The 18747-nt window shown below is 68.1% G+C and carries 19 protein-coding genes; 6 read left to right on the forward strand and 13 right to left on the reverse strand.

All coding sequences use genetic code 11. From position 1 onward, the window contains the following. Positions 1 to 106: 106 nt before the first annotated feature. Entirely contained in the window at positions 107 to 964 is an 858-nt protein-coding gene (locus ACZYVJ_RS12565; RefSeq protein ID WP_463831286.1) for an HAD-IB family hydrolase, read from the forward strand. Positions 965 to 1426: 462 nt separating this feature from the next. On the opposite strand, the gene ACZYVJ_RS12570 is transcribed toward ACZYVJ_RS12565, so the two are convergent. The 6 genes from ACZYVJ_RS12570 to ACZYVJ_RS12595 all read right to left on the reverse strand — a co-directional run bounded on the left by ACZYVJ_RS12570 (position 1427) and on the right by ACZYVJ_RS12595 (position 7921). Then, positions 1427 to 2185: a Fic family protein gene (locus ACZYVJ_RS12570; RefSeq protein ID WP_463831287.1), complete on the reverse strand. Its 759-nt coding sequence runs from the start codon at positions 2183 to 2185 to the stop codon at positions 1427 to 1429. A 4-nt stretch (positions 2186 to 2189) separates the two neighbouring features. Then, entirely contained in the window at positions 2190 to 3809 is a 1620-nt protein-coding gene (locus tag ACZYVJ_RS12575) for a dipeptide ABC transporter ATP-binding protein (RefSeq protein ID WP_463831288.1), read from the reverse strand. Further along, positions 3806 to 4669, reverse strand: coding sequence for an ABC transporter permease (locus tag ACZYVJ_RS12580; protein ID WP_463831289.1), 864 nt, complete (start codon positions 4667 to 4669; stop codon positions 3806 to 3808). Before ACZYVJ_RS12580 ends, ACZYVJ_RS12575 begins: the two co-directional genes overlap by 4 nt. Beyond that, on the reverse strand, positions 4662 to 5588 hold the full coding sequence (locus tag ACZYVJ_RS12585; RefSeq protein WP_463831290.1) for an ABC transporter permease: 927 nt from the start codon (positions 5586 to 5588) through the stop codon (positions 4662 to 4664). The genes ACZYVJ_RS12580 and ACZYVJ_RS12585 overlap by 8 nt, the downstream gene beginning before the upstream one ends. 2 nt (positions 5589 to 5590) lie before the next feature. Further along, complete coding sequence (locus ACZYVJ_RS12590; RefSeq protein WP_463831291.1) at positions 5591 to 7219, reverse strand: peptide ABC transporter substrate-binding protein; 1629 nt, start codon at positions 7217 to 7219, stop codon at positions 5591 to 5593. A 159-nt stretch (positions 7220 to 7378) separates the two neighbouring features. Next, positions 7379 to 7921: a DUF4232 domain-containing protein gene (locus ACZYVJ_RS12595; protein WP_463831292.1), complete on the reverse strand. Its 543-nt coding sequence runs from the start codon at positions 7919 to 7921 to the stop codon at positions 7379 to 7381. A 136-nt stretch (positions 7922 to 8057) separates the two neighbouring features. Here ACZYVJ_RS12595 and acs point away from each other — a divergent pair, with 136 nt between their 5' ends. Next, positions 8058 to 10010 (forward strand): acetate--CoA ligase, encoded by a 1953-nt coding sequence (gene acs, locus ACZYVJ_RS12600; protein WP_463831293.1) that lies wholly within the window; start codon positions 8058 to 8060, stop codon positions 10008 to 10010. A gap of 10 nt (positions 10011 to 10020) precedes the next feature. On the opposite strand, the gene ACZYVJ_RS12605 is transcribed toward acs, so the two are convergent. Beyond that, complete coding sequence (locus tag ACZYVJ_RS12605; protein WP_463831294.1) at positions 10021 to 10719, reverse strand: chymotrypsin family serine protease; 699 nt, start codon at positions 10717 to 10719, stop codon at positions 10021 to 10023. Positions 10720 to 10980: 261 nt separating this feature from the next. Between ACZYVJ_RS12605 and ACZYVJ_RS12610 the strand changes: the two genes are divergently transcribed. Together ACZYVJ_RS12610 and ACZYVJ_RS12615 are read left to right on the forward strand one after the other, a co-directional pair. Continuing rightward, a complete protein-coding gene (locus ACZYVJ_RS12610) occupies positions 10981 to 11523 on the forward strand; it encodes a phage holin family protein (RefSeq protein WP_463831295.1) in 543 nt (180 codons plus the stop codon). Next, complete coding sequence (locus ACZYVJ_RS12615; protein ID WP_463831296.1) at positions 11524 to 12483, forward strand: alpha/beta fold hydrolase; 960 nt, start codon at positions 11524 to 11526, stop codon at positions 12481 to 12483. It begins immediately after the preceding gene. Between the two features lie 6 nt (positions 12484 to 12489). Here the strand turns inward: ACZYVJ_RS12615 and marP are convergent, their stop codons facing one another. The 4 genes from marP to nth are packed head-to-tail and all read right to left on the reverse strand — an operon-like array spanning position 12490 to position 15912. Beyond that, the gene (gene marP / locus ACZYVJ_RS12620; RefSeq protein ID WP_463831297.1) at positions 12490 to 13683 is read right to left on the reverse strand and encodes an acid resistance serine protease MarP; all 1194 of its coding nucleotides are present in this window, start codon (positions 13681 to 13683) and stop codon (positions 12490 to 12492) included. 5 nt (positions 13684 to 13688) lie between these two features. After that, complete coding sequence (locus ACZYVJ_RS12625; protein WP_463831298.1) at positions 13689 to 14504, reverse strand: NUDIX hydrolase; 816 nt, start codon at positions 14502 to 14504, stop codon at positions 13689 to 13691. Between the two features lie 29 nt (positions 14505 to 14533). Next, entirely contained in the window at positions 14534 to 15202 is a 669-nt protein-coding gene (locus tag ACZYVJ_RS12630; protein ID WP_463831299.1) for a TlpA family protein disulfide reductase, read from the reverse strand. Between the two features lie 29 nt (positions 15203 to 15231). Continuing rightward, positions 15232 to 15912: an endonuclease III gene (nth, locus tag ACZYVJ_RS12635; protein ID WP_463832969.1), complete on the reverse strand. Its 681-nt coding sequence runs from the start codon at positions 15910 to 15912 to the stop codon at positions 15232 to 15234. Positions 15913 to 16085: 173 nt separating this feature from the next. Here nth and ACZYVJ_RS12640 point away from each other — a divergent pair, with 173 nt between their 5' ends. Both ACZYVJ_RS12640 and crp read left to right on the forward strand, forming a co-directional pair. After that, positions 16086 to 16481, forward strand: coding sequence for a hypothetical protein (locus tag ACZYVJ_RS12640; RefSeq protein WP_463831300.1), 396 nt, complete (start codon positions 16086 to 16088; stop codon positions 16479 to 16481). A gap of 104 nt (positions 16482 to 16585) precedes the next feature. After that, positions 16586 to 17260 (forward strand): cAMP-activated global transcriptional regulator CRP, encoded by a 675-nt coding sequence (gene crp / locus ACZYVJ_RS12645; protein ID WP_007772229.1) that lies wholly within the window; start codon positions 16586 to 16588, stop codon positions 17258 to 17260. Positions 17261 to 17478: 218 nt separating this feature from the next. On the opposite strand, the gene ACZYVJ_RS12650 is transcribed toward crp, so the two are convergent. Further along, positions 17479 to 18282: an MBL fold metallo-hydrolase gene (locus ACZYVJ_RS12650; protein ID WP_463831301.1), complete on the reverse strand. Its 804-nt coding sequence runs from the start codon at positions 18280 to 18282 to the stop codon at positions 17479 to 17481. Between the two features lie 4 nt (positions 18283 to 18286). Continuing rightward, on the reverse strand, positions 18287 to 18742 hold the full coding sequence (locus ACZYVJ_RS12655) for a RidA family protein (RefSeq protein WP_463831302.1): 456 nt from the start codon (positions 18740 to 18742) through the stop codon (positions 18287 to 18289). Between the last annotated feature and the right edge of the window lie 5 nt (positions 18743 to 18747).

Here is an 18747-nt window from a genome sequence, read left to right on the forward strand (position 1 = left end):
GCTTGAGCCGCGTAAACACTGCTCCGTCTGCCCCCTGAACCCCCCTGAGCGGCCATTTCCGGTGCGGGATCGCGGCGTCGCGGGACCGCCGACCTATGCTGGGTCGGTGACCGTCTTCGACCCCACCGCGGAGCAGTCAGCCCCGGAGCAATCAGCGGCAAGCACCGCTCCCCACGCCCGCACGGCGGCCTTCTTCGACCTGGACAAGACCATCATCGCCAAGTCCAGCACCCTGGCGTTCAGCAAACCGTTTTTCAATCAGGGCCTGCTTAACCGCCGCGCCGTGCTCAAGTCCAGCTACGCCCAGTTCATCTATCTGCTCTCCGGTGCCGATCATGACCAGATGGATCGGATGCGCGCGCACATGACCAATATGTGCACCGGCTGGGACGCCGAACAGGTCAAGTCGATCGTCAACGAGACGCTGCACGACATCGTGACTCCGCTGGTGTTCGCCGAAGCCGCCGACCTGATCGCGGCACACAAGTTGTGCGGGCGCGACGTCGTGGTGGTGTCGGCCTCCGGCGAGGAAATCGTTGCCCCCATCGCCCGGGCCCTCGGCGCCACCCACGCGATGGCGACCCGGATGGTCGTGGAGGACGGTCGGTACACCGGCGAGATCGCGTTCTACTGCTACGGCGAGGGCAAGGTGCAGGCGATCCGCGAGCTGGCCGCCCGCGAGGGCTACCCGCTGGAACACTGCTACGCCTACTCCGACTCGATCACCGATCTGCCGATGCTCGAATCGGTCGGCCACCCCAGCGTGGTCAATCCCGACCGCGGGTTGCGCAGGGAAGCCGTCGAACGCGGTTGGCCCGTGATCTCGTTCTCCCGTCCGGTGTCCCTGCGTGATCGCATCCCGGCGCCGTCCGGGGCGGCGATAGCCACGACGGCCGCGGTGGGCATCAGTGCCCTGGCCGCCGGCGCGGTCACGTATTCCTTGTTGCGCCGCTACGCGTTCTGAGCACCGCGGCGCGCGACAGCAAACTCGTTAAACGCGCAATCCAAAATGGATTCGGCGCTATTCGCGGATTGGCCCTTGCTGTGCTAGGGGTCTAGTAGTACAAAGGAAACCACGGAAGCCCGGTGAGGCCTAGATCGATCCGGAAGAGAAGGTTCGTTCTCCCGACCCGGGCGCCCAGCACGGTACTCGGCACCCACGCGGAGTCATAGCCGCGAAAATGGCAGAAGTGTTGCGGGCCTGCGAAATTGCGAAAATGCGGAAGGTGTCGACAGCCCTTTGGGTGGGGTTGCAACCATAAGCGTCGCAAGATCGCCGAGGCCAACCCACGCAGCCCCAGAGATGCACGCTTGGTAACCGAGTCCCGTGTTAGCGGGCGGCGGACCGAACATTCGGAACGTCGCCCGCTCTACATTTTTGCGGTTGTTTCCGGTGAAGTTTCCCGGCCTTGGGCTACCGCTTCAGCTATCGGTTCGACATCGAGTCGGCGATCGACACGGCCTCTTGCGCACCGGCTTTCATCGCCCGGCAACACAGCACCAGCCAGGCCCCCACGCCCTCCGGTGTGCCACCGGCGAAACCCTGCGCGGCATCGCGATAGGCGGCGGGCTGGCGCATCCAGCTGACCTCGGGCACACCCAGCCCGTGTGGGTCCAGCCCGCTGGCAATGGTCACCAATCTCGACACCGCCCGCGCCACCACACCGTCAGAGCTGCCGAACGGTTTGAGCGTCAGCAATTCGCCGTGGGCGACCGCGGCAAGCACCGGCGCCGGCACCCGGGTGCGCCCGTTCACCAAGTCCGCCAACAACTCCAGTCGTGGCCCCACGCCGGCATCGGCACGCGGCCGACCCAACCGCTCGTCGTCGACCTGCTCCGCCGCGGCCAGCACGTGCAGGCGGGCCAGTGCCTGCAGCGGCGCCCGTCGCCAGCTCGCGACGAGGGGGCCTTCGCCGCCCTCCAGCGCCTGGGCCACCCGGAGCGCTCCGGCGAACACCGGATCGCTGATCTGCCCGGCATCGGCCAGATCCTCCAACCGGACGGGGCCACCGTCCAGCACCGACGACGCGCGCGCCGCCCGCAGGGCCGCCTCGGCGGCGGTCACGGGCCAGCCGCGCAGGTTGGCGCGGTGGCGGTGGGCACGACCCAGCGCGTCGCGGGCGCGGTCGCTTGCCTCGGCGACGCCGGGCAGCTCCATCAAGGGGGCCAGCGGATCAGCTGTCACAACATCACAACCTATCCCCGTCGGACTTCGGCGCCCGCGGGATGGCGTCCAGCAACTGCCGGGTGTAGTCGTGGCCGGGGTCGGTGAAGAGCCGCTCGGTGGGCGCGTGCTCCACGACGCGGCCCGCCCGCATCACCAGGACGTCGTCGGCGATCTGCCGGATCACCGCCAGGTCGTGGCTGATGAACAGGTAGGCCAGGCCCAGTTCGCCCTGCAGCTCGGCCAGCAAATCGAGTATCTGCGCCTGCACCAGCACGTCGAGCGCCGACACCGCCTCGTCGCAGACCAGCACTTCGGGCCGCAGCGCCAAGGCCCGCGCGATCGCGACCCGCTGACGTTGGCCGCCCGAAAGCTCACGCGGCAACCTGCTCAGCACCGACGAAGGCAGCGCCACCTGGTCGGCGAGCTCGCGCACCGTTTTCTCGCGGTGCCTGCGGTCGCCGACGCGGTGGATCCGCAGCGGTTCCTCGATGGCACGGAACACCGAGTACATGGGGTCCAGGCTGCTGTACGGATTCTGGAATACCGGTTGCACGCGCCGGCGAAAGGCCATCAGCGCGTCGCGGCTCATCGCATCGGAGATCTGCGTGCCGTCAAAAACGACTGTGCCCGAGGTGGGTTGGAGGAGGCCGAGCGCCATGCGGGCCAGCGTCGACTTTCCCGAGCCGGATTCGCCGACGACGGCCAGGGTGCGGGCCCGTTGCAGCCGGAACGACACCGCGTCGACCGCGCGAAACTCGCCACGCCGCCACGGTGCGCCATGCGAATCCCGGTACACCTTGGTGAGCTCCGAGGCGACCAGGATGTCGTCGGTCCGGGCGGGTGCCGGCCGGACCGGGCGCGTCAGCGACGGAGCCGCGGCCACCAACCGCTGGGTGTACTCGTGTCGGGGTTCCCGCAGAATGCTCTGTGCAGCACCGGTTTCCACGACGACGCCGCGGTGGACGACGACGACGCGCTCGGCCCGTTCGGCAGCCAGCGCAAGATCGTGGGTGATCAGCAGCAGCGCGGTGCCCAGCTCGTCGGTCAGCCGCTGCAGATGGTCGAGCACCTGACGCTGCACCGTGACGTCCAGGGCCGACGTCGGTTCGTCGGCGATCAGCAGCTGCGGGCGGCCCGCCAGCCCGACGGCGATCAGTGCGCGCTGGCACATACCGCCCGATAATTGGTGCGGGTACTTCCCGGCCTGCTTCGCCGGATCCGGCATGCCGGCCTGGGCGAGCAGTTCCACCGCCCGCCGCCGCGCCTGACGGCCATCAGTGTTGGCCCGCAACGCTTCTCGTATTTGAAAGCCGACCTTCCAGACGGGGTTGAGGTTCGTCATCGGGTCCTGCGGCACGTACCCGATGCGACGCCCCCTGATCGAACGCAGCAGCCGGCGATCGGCGGAGGTGATGTCGATCCCGTCAAACGTGATGCGCCCGGCCGTGATTCGTCCGCCGGGGGGCAGCAGCCCGAGGATCGCCGCGGCGGTGGTGGACTTCCCCGATCCCGACTCGCCGACCACGGCGACGGTCTGGCCGCTTTCGACATGTAGGTCCACGCCGGCCACCGCGGGGGCATGGTCGCCGAACCTGACTTCCAGGCCCTCGACGGCCAATAGCGGCGATCCCCCGGTGCTCATGCGCGCCTGGCCCGCGAGGCCGGATCCAGGGCGTCGCGCAGCGCGTCCCCCATCATCATGAAAGCCAGCACCGTCATCGCCAGCGCGCCGGCGGGATAGAACAGGATCGGCGAGCCAGCCCGCAGCCGCGTCTGGGCGAGGTTGATGTCGCCGCCCCAGGACACCACCGAGGTCGGCAGCCCGACGCCGAGGTAGGACAGTGTGGCCTCGGTGACGATGAAGGCGCCGAGTGCGATCGTGGACATCGCGATCACCGGTCCCACCGCGTTGGGCAGGGCGTGCCGGAGCAGCGTTTGAAACCTGCTCATCCCCAACGCTTTAGCCGCCAGCACATAGTCGCTGCCCCGCACCTCCAGCACCGCGCCGCGGGCGATCCTGGCTATCTGCGGCCAGCCGAACAAGGCCAGGATGGCGATCACCGTCCACACCGTGCGATGGTGCAGAACCTGCATGAGCACGATCGCGGCCAGCAGCAGCGGCAGCCCGAAAAAGATGTCGGTGACCCGGGAGATGACGGCGTCGAGCCATCCCCCGTAGAAGCCGGCGAACGCGCCCAACACCCCGCCGACGACGAACACCAGCAGCGTGGCGCCCAACCCGACCGTCACCGACGCCCGCGCCCCGTAGACGGTGCGCGCGTAGATGTCATGGCCCTGCAGGTCCGTGCCGAACCAGTGTGCCGCCGAAGGGCTGCGCAGGCTTTGGCCCGGATCGGCATAGCCGGGGTCGGTGTGGGTGAACAACGCGGGACACAGCGCAACCAGAAGAATGAGGAGGATCAGCATTGCGGCGACGATGAACTTCGGGCGGCGGTGCAGCTTTCGCCAGGTTTCACCCCAAAAGCCCGAGTGCTCAGGCATAACGGATCCTCGGGTCCAGCGCGGCGTACAGCAGATCCACCATCAGGTTGGTGATCAGGTAGATCAGCACCAGCACCGTCACGATGGAGACCACCGTGGGCGCCTCTTGCCGGGTGACGGCCTGATAGAGCACGCCACCCACGCCGTGAATGTTGAAAATGCCTTCGGTCACGATCGCCCCGCCCATCAGCGCCCCCAGGTCGGCGCCCAGGAACGTCACGACCGGGATCAGGGAGTTGCGCAGGATGTGCACGGTCACCACCCGTGGCCGCGAGAGCCCCTTCGCGGTGGCGGTGCGGACATAGTCGGCGTGCGCATTGGCGGCCACCGCCGATCGGGTCAACCGGACGATGTAGGCGAATGAGACGGAGCCCAAGACGATTCCGGGGAGCAGCAGGCGCGCGAAGGTCGCCCGTTCGCCGACGGTGACCGGCGCGATGCCCAGCTTGACCCCGAACAGGAATTGGGCCAGGAAGCCCAGCACGAAGATCGGGATCGCGATGATGATCAGTCCGGCGATCAGCACCGTGGCGTCGAAGAGTCCGCCCTGGCGCAGCCCGGAAACCACGCCGAATCCGACGCCCAGCACCGCCTCGACGACCAGGGCGATCACGGCGAGCCGGAGCGTGACCGGAAACGCATGTGCGAGAACGGCACTGACCGGCAGCCCGGAATATGCGCGGCCCAGGTCGCCGTGTACAACGCCGCCCAGGTAGCGCAGGTACTGCACGATGAAGGGATCGTCGAGGTGATAGCGAGCGCGCAGCGCGGCGGCCACGGCCGGCGTCAGCGGGCGGTCCCCGGCGATGGCGGCCAGCGGGTCGCCGGGCAGCAGGAAGACCATGCCGTAGATCAGCAGGGTGGCGCCCAGGAAGACGGGCACCATGACGGCGACCCTGCGTGCGATGTACCAACCCATATTCACGCCTTGACGATGTTCTCGTAGTCGGGCAGACCGTTCCAGGTGACCTTGACGGCGCTGACCTCCGGCGACCATCCGACCACGGCGATGTAGTACCACAGCGGCACGGCGGGCATGTCGTGCAACAGGATTCGCTGCGCGACGTTGACCAGCGCGTCGGCCTGCCGTAGGTCGGGAGCCGCCTCGGCGGCGGCCAGGCCGGCGTCGAAGTCGCGGCTGGAATATCCGACGTCATTGGATCCCGCGCCGGTGGCGTACAGCGGGGCGAGGAATTCGATCATCGACGGGTAGTCGCCAATCCAGCCGGCCCGGAACGCGGTGTCGATGGTGCGGTTGGTGATCTGGGTGCGAAACCCGGCGAAGGTGGGCTGCGGCGCGCCGGCGGCATCGATGCGCAGTACATTCTTGATGCTGTTGGCCACCGCATCCACCCACTCCTGGTGGCCGCTGTCGGCGTTGTAGGCGATGGCGTAGCGCCCGCTCCACGGCGAGATCGCATTGGCCTGTGCCCAGAGTTGGCGTGCCCGTTCGGGGTTGAAGTCCAGCGCGTCACTGCCCGGGATGTTCGGATCGAATCCCGGCAACGAGCTGGCGGTGAAGTCACGGGCCGGGCTGCGGGTGTTGTTGAAGATCTGCTGGCAGATCTGTGGACGGTTGATGGCCGCCGACAACGCCAGCCGGCGCAGCCGGCCTTCCTCACCCCCGAAGTGCGGGAGCCGCAATGGCGTGTCGACGGATTGGCTGACGGCGACCGGCCCGCGGGCGGCGTTGCCGCCCAGGTCGCGCTGGTAGATCGTCAACGCGCTGGACGGGATCGTGTCCAGCACATCGAGATTGCCGGACAGCAGGTCGGCGTATGCGGTGTCCAGGTTGGAGTAGAACTCGAACCTCAGCCCATTGTTGTGTGGCTTGCGGTTGCCGTGGTAATCGGGGTTGGGCCGGAGGTCGATTCGGACGTTGTGCTCCCACGCGGGCCCGTCGGGACCGTCGGCTAATTTGTACGGCCCATTGCCGACCGGATGCTGCCCGAAAGCGCTCATGTCCCGAAAGGCCGCCTGCGGCAACGGGTAGAACGCGCTGTGCCCCAGTCGCAGTTTGAAGTCGATGGTGGGTGCCTTCAGCCGGACGGTGAACTCCCGGTCGTCGATCACCCGTAGGCCGGACATGGTGGTGGCCGTCGGCTTGCCGTCGGCAGTCAACCCGGCGACGGCGTCGTACCCGTCGATGGGGCTGAAAAAGCTCTGCTGCAGTTGGGCATTGGTGCTCAGCGCCCCGTAGTTCCATGCGTCGACGAAGGAATGGGCCGTCACCGGCGAGCCGTCGGTGAACGCCCAGCCGGGCTTGAGTACGATCCGGTAGTTGACGTTGTCGGTGGTGTCCACCGACTGGGCGACCTCCGGCGACGGATTGCCTGCGGCGTCGTAGGACATCAGCCCGGCGAAGAGCCGATCGAGGATCCGGCCGCCCTGGCTGTCGTTGGTGCCGGTGGGAATCAGGGGGTTCGGCGGTTCCCCGCCGTTGACCACCACCAGATCCGGGCTCAGCGCGCCGCCACCGCAACCGGCCAGCGCGGCGATCGTCAGCATCGCGACGGCAACCGGGGCCAGCAAGGCCACCGGTATTCGCATCCGACGCATGACACCCGACCCTAGGGCCTGAAGTCGCACGACGGTGAAGTGCCCGGCACGACTTCGCCAACTCAGAATCCGGCCGTGACTGTGGCGTATCTGGCCTCGGATGAATCGGCCGTGCGGGTCTACTGCCGGGTCGGAGCCGATTGACGTCGCTCAGACCGCGGTGATCGGATGCACCTGCAACGCGCAGGCGTCGATGGTGGCCGACACGGTCACCACATTGGTGGTGTCCGGCGGATTGATGACCAGGTCGGTATAGGTGGGGCATGGCTTGCCGTCAGCGTCGGTCGCGATGCCCTCGACTATGGCCTGTCCCTGAGTCGATATCGACAGGATGACGGTGGGCGGCTCGTTGATGCTTGCGGGCAGGCCGCCCATGTATCCGCGCAGCGTGGGCTGGGCATGAATCAACGGTCCGCCCGCACCCGAGTCGACCCCGGCGTATCCGGTGAGCGTGCACGGGTAGGCACCGCCGGCGAGGCTGAATATCAGGGTCAGCGCCCGATGCCCCACGGCGGCTTCGGCGGGCGAGGCGGTGACGGCGATCTGGTCCGACCAGCACGGCGTGGGCGCGTCGGCGTTGTCGACGGGCATGGCCGATGCGGGCCACCCCAGCGTGGTGGCCGCCGCGTAAATCGTTGCGGCCCCGGCAAAGCTGGGGATTAGTCGGCGGATACCCCGCCCATGACCCGGCACACGGGTGATTATCCGGCATCGGGGCACACTTTGACCCCGGATTCGCGGCCGCGGCTACCACTCGCACCTCTACACCTCACCCGGCTAGGCTCGCAGTCGGCCACCGAAACGGCGCAGTCTCGACACAGGAGAACCAGTGACCGCCACCAACACCGCAGGCCCGTCGTCGTACCCACCGCCGGCGCAATTCGCCGAGCAGGCCAATGCCGGCGAGGAGCTATACCGCGAAGCCGAGCAGGACCGGTTGGCCTTCTGGGCCAAGCAGGCCGATCGGCTGTCGTGGGCGACGCCGTTCAACGAGGTGCTGGACTGGTCGGAGGCGCCGTTCGCCAAGTGGTTCGCCGACGGCAAGCTCAACGTCGCCTACAACTGCGTGGACCGCCATGTTGAGGCCGGGCACGGGGATCGGGTCGCCTTCCACTGGGAGGGCGAGCCCGTCGGCGATCAGCGCAGCCTGACATATTCCGATCTGCAAGCCGAGGTGTGCAAGGCCGCCAACGCGCTGACCGATCTCGGTCTGGTCGCCGGCGACCGCGTCGCGATCTACCTGCCGCTCATCCCGGAGGCGGTGATCGCGATGCTGGCCTGTGCGCGCCTGGGCCTGATGCACAGCGTGGTGTTCGCCGGCTTCACCGCCAAGGCCTTGCAGGCCCGGATCGCCGACGCGCAGGCCAAGCTGCTCATCACCAGCGACGGCCAGTTCCGCCGCGGCAAGCCGGCGCCGTTGAAGGACTCGGCCGACGAGGCCGTCCAGGGCGGCGACAGTCCCGTCGAGCACGTTCTCGTGGTGCGGCGCACCGGAATTGACGTTTCATGGAACGACGACCGCGACCTGTGGTGGCACGACGTCGTCGACGCCGCCTCGCCAGAGCACACCCCGGAGCCCTTCGACGCGGAGCAGCCGCTGTTCCTGCTGTACACCTCGGGAACCACCGGCAAGCCCAAGGGCATCGTGCACACCAGCGGCGGCTATCTGACCCACGCCGCCTACACGCACTACTACGTCTTCGACATCAAGGCCGAAACCGATGTCTTCTGGTGCACCGCCGACATCGGCTGGGTCACCGGACACACCTACGGCGTGTACGGGCCGCTGGCCAACGGGGTCACCGAGGTCCTCTACGAGGGCACGCCCGACTCACCCAGCCAGCACCGCCATTTCGAGATCATCGAAAAGTACGGTGTGACAATCTATTACACCGCGCCCACCCTGATTCGCACGTTCATGAAATGGGGGCGTGGTATCCCGGACGCGCACGACCTGTCCAGCCTGAGGCTGCTGGGTTCGGTGGGCGAACCGATCAACCCCGAGGCGTGGCGCTGGTACCGCAAGGTGATCGGCGCCGATCGGTTGCCCATCGTCGACACCTGGTGGCAGACCGAGACTGGCGCCACGATGATCTCACCGCTGCCGGGAGTCGCTGCGGCCAAACCGGGTTCGGCGATGCGGGCGCTGCCGGGCATCTCGGCCAAGATCGTCGACGACCACGGCGATCAACTGGTGCCGGGCGTCCACAAGGGCGAGCACGTCACCGGCTACCTGGTGTTGGACCAGCCGTGGCCGTCCATGCTGCGCGGCATCTGGGGCGATCCCGAGCGATATGTCGAGACCTACTGGTCCCGGTTCGCTGAGCAGGGCTGGTATTTCGCCGGCGACAGCGCTTATTACGACCGCGACGGCGCCATCTGGGTGGTGGGCCGCATCGACGACGTCATGAACGTGTCGGGGCACCGGCTGTCCACTGGCGAGGTGGAGTCGGCGCTGGTCGGCCACGTCGCGGTGGCCGAGGCGGCGGTGGTCGGGGCGACCGATTCGACCACCGGCCAGGCCATCTGCGCGTTCGTCGTCTTGTGCGCGGATTACCAAGTGCACGACGGGATCGTCGACGAGTTGCGCGTCGAGGTGGCCCGGGAGATCTCACCCATCGCCCGCCCGCGCGAGGTGCACGTGGTGCCCGAGCTACCCAAGACCCGCAGCGGCAAGATCATGCGCCGACTGTTGCGCGACATCGCCGAAAACCGCGAATTGGGTGACACGTCGACGCTGCTGGATCCCGGCGTGTTCGACGCGATCAGGGCGGCGAAGTAGTCGCTGCCGGTCAGCCCGGCAGCGGGCTGAACCCCGCACCCGGTCGGTGTTTTGCGTTGATGTCGGCCAGGGCGGCGTTGAACGACATCACCACCGCCGGGGTGTGCAGCGGGATGTATTTGATGATGCACGTGGGCAGGTTGTCACTGAACGCGCCGTGAATCATGCCCACCAGCAGGTTGTTCACGGTGACCGGCGCCCCGGAGTCGCCCGGCTGACCGCAAACCTGCATGACGATCGTGCCGGGGTCCTGGCCCGGTCCCCAGGTGACGCCGCACGAATTACCCGTGGTTCGGCCCTGCTTGCAGGCGATCTCGCCGAAAGCCGGGTCCGGTCCGATGCCGCTGATCACAAAACCGTTGTAGTTCGCCACCGGTGTCACCTTGGCCGGATCGAACTTGATCACCGCGTAGTCCAGGTTGTCGTTACCCGAGACCATGGTGCCCAGCACGCCCGCCTTCTCCGCGCCCTCGGCCGCCACTTGCGCTCCCGGGCCGCCGCAGTGCGCGGAGGTGAAGCCGATCAGCTCACCGGCGGCATCGCCGCCGATGGTGGTCAGGGTGCACATCGTGTCGCCGTTGATGACGATGCCCGCACCGCCACCCAACGGGACGCGGACGTCAGCTGCAGCGGCGCGGGCAAACGAACCCATCGCGGCCACGAGCAGGGCAACCGTCGCCACCAGGAAGCATCGGTGCACCCTCCGCACAGCCCCACTCCTATCGGTAAGCCGGACATAACGACCGGCTTGGCCGAGTGTAATCCGCCGAGATGGGATGTTCGCGCTCCGAAATCACCGTGGCCCCGCGGCGTCGCCGACCGCCTTCTGGCCGAACCGAACTGGCGGTCGGGCGCTCGAACCTGCCGCGCGGCGGTCGGCTGGCCTCGTCTGGCTTCGTCTATCTGGGCACCACATGGCAACATAAACCGCGACGACAGCGAGCCGGGCGACGACGAAAGAGGACCGTCTGTGAGCAAAGCCGATGGGAAGAACGGTGTGCCCAGCACCCTGACCACGATTCCGTTGACCGACCCGCGCGCCAAACCCGCCGAGCCGTCGATCGGTGACCTGATCAAAGACGCGACCGCCCAGGTCTCCACGCTGGTGCGCGCCGAAGTCGAACTGGCCCGCGCCGAAATCACCCGGGATGTCAAAAAGGGTCTCACCGGCAGCGTCTTCTTCATCGCCGCGCTGGTGGTGCTGTTCTACTCCACCTTCTTTTTCTTCTTCTTCATCGCCGAACTGCTGGATACCTGGCTGTGGCGCTGGGCGGCGTACCTGATCGTGTTCGGGATCATGGTGGTGGTCGGCGCCGTGCTGGCCCTGTTCGGCTTCGTCAAGGTGCGCCGAATCCGCGGGCCGCGCGAGACGATCGAATCGGTCAAGGAGACGCGCAGCGCGCTCACGCCGGGCCACGACAAGGCCGCCGGTGGCGCCAAGGCGCTCCCCGAGGCGCCTGGCAGGCACGCGAAGCCCGGCAACGGCGCTGCCGGCGATCCATCGGGTTGGTAGATGGCGCCTCCGGATCCGTCGGTAACCCGCATCGAGGGGCCGTGGCGCCATCTCGATGTGCACGCCAATGGCATCCGCTTCCACGTCGTCGAGGCCTTGAGCGACGCCGACGGCCCGCCCGCCACGGCGCGCCCACTGGTGATGCTGCTGCACGGTTTCGGATCGTTCTGGTGGTCCTGGCGTCATCAGCTGCGCGCACTGCGCGGCGCCCGGGTTGTCGCCGTCGACCTGCGCGGCTACGGCGGCAGCGATAAGCCGCCCCGCGGCTACGACGGCTGGACGATGGCCGGCGACACCGCCGGACTCATTCGGGCGCTGGGGCACTCCTCGGCCGCCCTGGTGGGTCACGCCGACGGCGGGCTGGGCTGCTGGGCCACCGCGTTGTTGCATCCGCGGCTGGTGTCGGCGATCGCGCTGATCAGTTCGCCGCATCCGGCGGCGTTGCGGCGGTCCACGTTGACGCGACGCGACCAGGGCTACGCGCTGTTGCCGACGATGCTGCAATACCAAATACCGTTGTGGCCCGAGCGCGTGTTGACCCGGGACGACGGTGCCGAGATCGAGCGCCTGGTCCGCAGTCGCAGCTGCGGCAAATGGCTTGCCTCCGAAGACTTCTCCGAAACCATCGGCCACCTGCGGACGGCGATTCAGATTCCGGCGGCCGCGCACAGCGCACTGGAATACCAGCGCTGGGCGGCGCGCAGCCAGCTGCGCGATGAGGGCCGGCGCTTCATGAAGTCGATGAGCCAGCAGCTCAGTGTGCCGCTGTTACACCTGCGCGGCGAGGCGGATCCGTACGTGCTGGCCGACCCGGTCGACCGTACACGGCGCTACGCACCGCATGGCCGCTACGTATCCATTGCGGGCGCAGGGCATTTCAGTCATGAAGAGGCCCCCGAGGAGATCAACCGGCACCTGACGAAGTTCCTCGAACAGGTACACCTGAGCCGGGCGAGATAAGCGCGCTCAGCCGACGCAGGAGCCGGTGCCCACCAGCTGGGTGTCGCCGATCCTGGAGAGTTGACTGGCCACCTCGTCGGCGGTCAACACGAACCCTGTATCGGGATCGTCGACCGCCGCGCCGAACACCACACCGAGCACGTGCCCGTCGAGGTCGATCAACGGTCCACCCGAATTGCCTTGTTCCACACTGGCTCTGATCGTGTACACGTCACGGGTCACCGGGGCTGGATCCCGGTAGATGTCGGGGCCGCTCAGCTTGATCAGTTCGCGAATCCTGGCCGGGGTGGCGGTGAAGTTGCCGCCGCCGGGATACCCGAGGACTACCACGCTGGCACCGGTTTTCGCGTCGCCCTGCGCGAAAGTCAGTGGGGGCGGCGGCAAATTGGGGACGGCCAGGATCGCGACGTCGACCGCCGGATCGTAGGACACCACGGTTGCGTCCAGCGGATTGCCGCTGGCGTAGATCTGCACGCTGTTGGATCCGGCCACCACGTGCGCGTTGGTCATCACCCGGTCGGGCGCGATCACGAATCCGCTGCCCTCCAACACTTTCTGGCAGCTGGGCGCCAGGCTGCGCACCTTGACCACGCTGGGCGCGGTGGCCTGCACCACCGGATTGCCGGCCAGCTCGGGATCGGGCGAGGCGACGGGAACGACCGGGGTGCGGCTGAACGGCTCCAGCACCGCCGGCAGGCCGGAGGTGTTCAGCAGCGCGGACAGCCGCTTGGGCACCGTCTTGAGCCAGGGCGGCGCTACGTCGTTGACCTGAGCCAACACTCGCGATCCGCGGACCGCGGCGGCCAGTTCGGGCTGGTCCTTGGACTGGGTCAGCGGCGTCGCCAACAACCACGCCGCCGTCAGCACCACGACCAGCTGGACCGCCACCCCTATGAACGAGTCGACCGTGCGGATCGAACGGCTGCGGATCGCGCCCCGCACGGCGCGTCCCAGCACCACGCCGGCGACCTCGCCGATGACGACCAGCGCGAGGATCAGGAACAGCGCGGCAAACAACTTCGCGCGCGGCGCCGCGATGTGGCTGACCAGGTGGGGTGCCAGCAGCACACCCGCGATCGCGCCGAGCAACACGCCGACAAACGAGAGCAACGAGCCCAGCGCGCCCGACCGCCAGCCCGAGATCGCCGCGATGAAGGCGACCGCCAGTACGGCGACGTCCAGCCATTGCGACGGACTCATGGAATTCATCGAGATTCGCCCCTGTCGCCGACCAGCGCCATCGCCGCGTCCAACTCCCGCTCGTCGGTGGTGTCCCAAGGCTGGGCCCAGCCGGCGACGTCGAGCAGCGCAGAAATCACCTGGCCGGTGAATCCCCAGACCAGCATCTCGTTGAGCAGAAACGCCGGGCCGGCCCAGCGCCGGCCGAGGTCGCCGCGGTACACCATCAGCCGGTTGTCCGGGTTGATGAAGGCGCGCACCGGAACTCGCGCGACGATCGCCGTTTCGGCCTTGTCGACGACGGCCACCGGGCCGGGGTCCGGCGAGTAGGCCAGCACCGGGACGACGTGAAACTGCGACGGCGCGATGAACATCTTTTCCATCGTGGCCAGGGGGTACAGCCTGCTGACGTCGATGCCGGTTTCCTCTCGGGCCTCGCGCAGCGCGGTATCGACCGGGCCGTCGTCGGTGGGATCGGCGGCACCGCCTGGAAACGCCGCCTGGCCGGCGTGGTGGCGCAGGGTCGACGCCCGCACGGTGACGAGCAGGTCGGCGTCGTCGGGAAAACCACCGTCGGGTGCGCCGGATTCCGATCCGGAGAACAACACCAGCACAGCGGCTTCGCGGCTCGCGCCGCGCAGGGTCGCCACCGCCGACACGGCCTTGCTGGTGATCATCGCCAGCACGTCGGCCGGCAGGCGGCGCCGCGCCGCTTCCGGAACGTCATCGACGTTGTCGACCAACGGGCGCAGCCAGGACGGGCAGGCGTCGGGCCGCAGCGGTACGGACCCGCGGGCGGGGGCGGGGTCCCCATTCCGCAGGGGCGAACCCCCAGCACTCACGGCCCCTCCAGTCGGTTCAATTTTTCCGCTTATCCCCTGTCGTTGCCGATCGCGGCCGCGATCTCATCGGCAGTGGTGAAAGCGCGTGGCAGCGTTTGGGCAACGCTACCGTCCGGCCGGAGGACCACCGTCGCGGGCATCACATTTACCACCCGCAGCGCGGCCGCGACCCGGCGACGACCGTCCTGCAGGGTCGGCAGCCGCACCCCGAGCTCGGCCAGCCGCAGCAGCGCCGCGGTCTCGTTCTCGTCTTGATGCACCGTCACCACCATCACGTCCGAACCGGCCCGACGTTGATACTCGGCCATCGCGGGCAGTTCCGCCGCGCAAGGCGCGCACCAATATGCCCACAGGTTGAGGACCACCCGGCGCCCGGCAAGGGCGCGGGCGACGTCGACCAGGGAACCGTCGGCGGCGCAGTCGGCCGTCACCCCATGCAGCGCCGCGGGGCCGTCGCCGGTTGCGGCAGTCGGGCACGGTGGCAGGTTGGCGCGTTGCCGCGGACCCGCCAGCGCGGCGGGCGTGTCGGCATCGCGGTGTTCCCGGTCGGCCACCGGCTGATCGCTCGCGGGCGTCGACGTCGAGGCGGAGTCGTCGCGCAGCTGGGCGACCAGCGCCACGATCAGCGCGGCCACCACCGCCAGAATCGCGATGTGCCAGCGAGCCTTCCGGGTCAAGGTCGGCCTCCGAATCGGCATGCGGTCCCTGCGCGTGGTGGCGGGCCGGCTTACAGCCCGGCCAGGGCGAGCAGATGCTCGGTTTCCGGGCCTTTCACCAGGGGCGCGGCCAACGCCGGTTCGGTGGGGCCGAGCCCGAAGGAGGGGCAGTCTTTGGCGATCAGGCAGACGCCGCACGCCGGTTTGCGCGCGTGGCAGACCCGGCGGCCGTGGAAGATGACCCGGTGGCTCAGCATGGTCCACTCGCTGCGTTCGATCAGCTCACCGACGGAGTGCTCGATCTTGACCGCATCCTTGTCCGCGGTCCAGCGCCACCGATGCACCAGCCGCGTGAAATGGGTGTCGACCGTGATGCCGGGCACGCCGAAGGCGTTTCCAAGGATGACGTTGGCCGTCTTGCGTCCTACCCCGGGCAGGGTGACCAGTTCGGCCATGGTCGACGGCACATCGCCGTCGAACCGTTCGACCAGGGCCTGCCCCAGGCCGATCAGCGAGGAGGCCTTGTTGCGGAAAAATCCGGTCGGCCGGATCAGGGTTTCCAGCTCGTCGCGGTCCGCCTGGGCGTAGTCCAGCGCCGACGGGTATCGCTTGAACAGTGCCGGCGTCGTCAGATTCACCCGCTTATCAGTACTCTGCGCCGAAAGGATTGTGGCGACTGTCAATTCGAGCGGCGTCGTGAAGTCCAGCTCGCAGTGAGCGTCCGGAAATGCTTGTGCCAGAGCACGATTCATGCGTCGTGCACGCCGCACCAAGCCGACCCGGGTTTCCTCCGACCAGCGCCGGGCATCGCCGCCGCCGGACGGGGCCGGAGTCGATTTCGAACGCCCGGACGACTTAGCCGCTGTCACCTACGACAGAGTACTGATTTCGTGATCTCACCGAGACCCCGAGTTGATACAAGGCCATGTTTACTCTTCGTGTGTCGTGGTTGTTGGTGGCCGGTATTCCGGCGCTGCTGATGCTGGCGGCGCTGGGTCTCGGGCGGCTCGAGTCCGAGCTCGCCCCTTGCACCTTGGCGGTCGCCGACGTCGACGACTTCCTGGAGCGCGCGGGCGGCGTGGACATGCACACGCTGGCCTCCGAGGGCATGCCCGAGGCGTTGGAATACCTGCATCGGCGCGAGCTTGCGCAGCTGGCTGAGGCACCGGCGAATGGACGCGGCGGCGGACCGCGTCACGCCGCGCCGTCGTTTGCCGTCAGCTTCGTCGACCGCGACGAGATGACCTTGCCGACTCGAATCCACGGCCATTCGCACGTCAATCCGCAGTTTAGGGCACCTCGACACGCCAATCGTGTGTAGCGTTGGCACGTTAGACACAACGGCGTTCCTCTAGACTCGTCACGCGAGCAAGGGGTTAGCCTGCCCGTATCACATTAATTTTCTGGGAAAGTTGAAGAGGCAACGTGGACGAGATCCTGGCAAGGGCAGGAATCTTCCAAGGGGTTGAACCCGGCGCAGTCACAGCGCTGACCAAGCAGCTGCAACCCGTCGACTTCCCCCGCGGACACACGGTCTTCGCCGAGGGGGAACCCGGCGATCGGCTGTACATCATCGTCGCGGGGAAGGTGAAGATCGGTCGCCGCTCGCCCGACGGACGCGAGAACCTGCTGACGATCATGGGCCCGTCGGACATGTTCGGCGAGCTGTCGATCTTCGACCCGGGCCCGCGGACGTCCAGCGCCACCACCATCACCGAGGTGCGCGCGGTGTCGATGGACCGCGACGCGCTGCGCGCGTGGATCGCCGACCGTCCCGAGATCGCCGAGCAGTTGTTGCGGGTGTTGGCCCGACGGCTGCGCCGCACCAACAACAATTTGGCTGACCTCATCTTCACCGACGTGCCCGGCCGGGTGGCCAAGCAGCTGCTGCAGCTCGCCCAGCGGTTCGGCACCCAGGAGGGTGGCGCCATGCGGGTCACCCACGACCTGACGCAGGAAGAGATCGCGCAGCTGGTCGGGGCGTCCCGGGAGACGGTGAACAAGGCGCTGGCCGACTTCGCCCACCGCGGCTGGATCCGCCTGGAGGGCAAGAGCGTGCTGATCTCGGACTCCGAGCGGCTGGCCCGCCGAGCGAGGTAGCGCGCGAAGCGCGGGCGCAACCGAGCGAGAAATCGAACACCGAGCGAGGTAAGCGCGCGCGGCCCGCCCGGCCTTCGCCACACCAGTCTCATCCGCACCGCCCCGCCACCCATGAGGCGACTTCAAAACGTGCTAGCGCCGGCGCTAGCGCACTTCAGAAGCACTGAATCCCTCCAGGCCCGGGACTCCTGGGGCGGTTGTCACTTATGCGAACGCAGTTACGCCGACGGCTCCGAGCGCAGGTGATTCAGCTGCACCTGCACCGACCACTCGGCGGCCTCCCACAGCTTCTCGTCGACATCGACATAGACGCGTTCGACGATCCGGCGGGCGCCGGCGTCCTCCCCCAGCTCTCGCAGCGCCGATCGCACCTGATCCAGTCGCTCCCGCCGATGTTCGAGATACCCCTGCGCGACCCTTTCCAGATCGATCAGGTCCGGGCCGTGGCCGGGCAGCACCGTCCGCCCGCCCAGGCCGCGCAGCCGCCGCAGCGATTCCAGGTAGTCCGTCAGGCTGCCGTCCTCCTTGTCGAGGACGGCCGTGCCGCGGCCCAGGACGGTGTCGGCCGTCAACACGGCGTCGTCTAGCAGGAAGGACAGTGAATCGGCGGTGTGGCCCGGAGTCGACATGACCTTGATCTTGAGTCCGGCGGCATCGATCACCTCGCCGTCGGTCAGCTCGCCGCCGAGGCCACGCAGAAAACCGCTGCCCGCCGAGCGGACGGTCGCGCCGGTCAGCTCGACCAGCTTGTCGATGCCGTCGGTGTGATCGCTGTGCCGGTGGCTGATCAGGACCAGGGCGATGCGGCCGAGCGCGGCCACCCGCGCGATGTGCTCGTCGTCGTCGGGCCCGGGGTCCACGATGACCAGCTCGTCGCTGCGCGGGCCGCGCAGCACCCAGGTGTTGGTGCCCTCGAGCGTGAGCAGCCCGGGGTTATCGGCCAGCAGGACCGACGCGGTCTCGGTGACCGGCCGCAATTTGGCGTACGCGGGATGGGTGAGCGATTCAGCGGCCTGGGTCACGGCGTCAGCCGACCTCGACGATCAGCTCCACTTCCACCGGCGCATCCAGTGGCAGCTCGGAGACGCCGACCGCCGAGCGCGCATGCGAGCCCTGCTCGCCGAACACCTCGCCAAGCAGCTCGGAGGCCCCGTTGATGACGCTGGGCTGGCCGTTGAATCCGGGGGCCGAGGCGACGAATCCGACCACCTTGACCACCCGGGTCACCTCGTCGATGCCCACCAGCGAGTTGACCGCGGCCAGCGCGTTGAGCGCACAGACCCGCGCCATCGCCTTGCCCTCGTCCGCGCTGACGCCGGCGCCGACCTTGCCGGTGGCCAACAGCTTGCCGTCCTGCATCGGGAGCTGGCCCGCGGTGTAGACCAGGTTTCCGGTGCGCACCGCCGGTACATAGGAGGCCAGCGGCGCAACCACCTCCGGCAGCGCGAGGCCGAGCTGACCGAGCCGGGCCGAAGCACTCATCGGAC

It is taken from the genome of Mycobacterium sp. IDUB_3 (genome assembly GCF_055419585.1).

Excerpts from the sequence above, each read along its gene's own strand:
- ACZYVJ_RS12575 (WP_463831288.1), bottom strand. The coding sequence starts at position 3,809 with ATGAGCACCGGGGGATCGCCGCTATTGGCCGTCGAGGGCCTGGAAGTC.
- ACZYVJ_RS12580 (WP_463831289.1), bottom strand. The coding sequence starts at position 4,669 with ATGCCTGAGCACTCGGGCTTTTGGGGTGAAACCTGGCGAAAGCTGCAC.
- ACZYVJ_RS12585 (WP_463831290.1), bottom strand. The coding sequence starts at position 5,588 with ATGGGTTGGTACATCGCACGCAGGGTCGCCGTCATGGTGCCCGTCTTC.
- ACZYVJ_RS12590 (WP_463831291.1), bottom strand. The coding sequence starts at position 7,219 with ATGCGAATACCGGTGGCCTTGCTGGCCCCGGTTGCCGTCGCGATGCTG.
- ACZYVJ_RS12615 (WP_463831296.1), top strand. The coding sequence starts at position 11,524 with ATGGCGCCTCCGGATCCGTCGGTAACCCGCATCGAGGGGCCGTGGCGC.
- marP (WP_463831297.1), bottom strand. The coding sequence starts at position 13,683 with ATGAGTCCGTCGCAATGGCTGGACGTCGCCGTACTGGCGGTCGCCTTC.
- ACZYVJ_RS12630 (WP_463831299.1), bottom strand. The coding sequence starts at position 15,202 with ATGCCGATTCGGAGGCCGACCTTGACCCGGAAGGCTCGCTGGCACATC.
- nth (WP_463832969.1), bottom strand. The coding sequence starts at position 15,912 with ATGAATCGTGCTCTGGCACAAGCATTTCCGGACGCTCACTGCGAGCTG.
- ACZYVJ_RS12640 (WP_463831300.1), top strand. The coding sequence starts at position 16,086 with ATGTTTACTCTTCGTGTGTCGTGGTTGTTGGTGGCCGGTATTCCGGCG.
- ACZYVJ_RS12655 (WP_463831302.1), bottom strand. The coding sequence starts at position 18,742 with ATGAGTGCTTCGGCCCGGCTCGGTCAGCTCGGCCTCGCGCTGCCGGAG.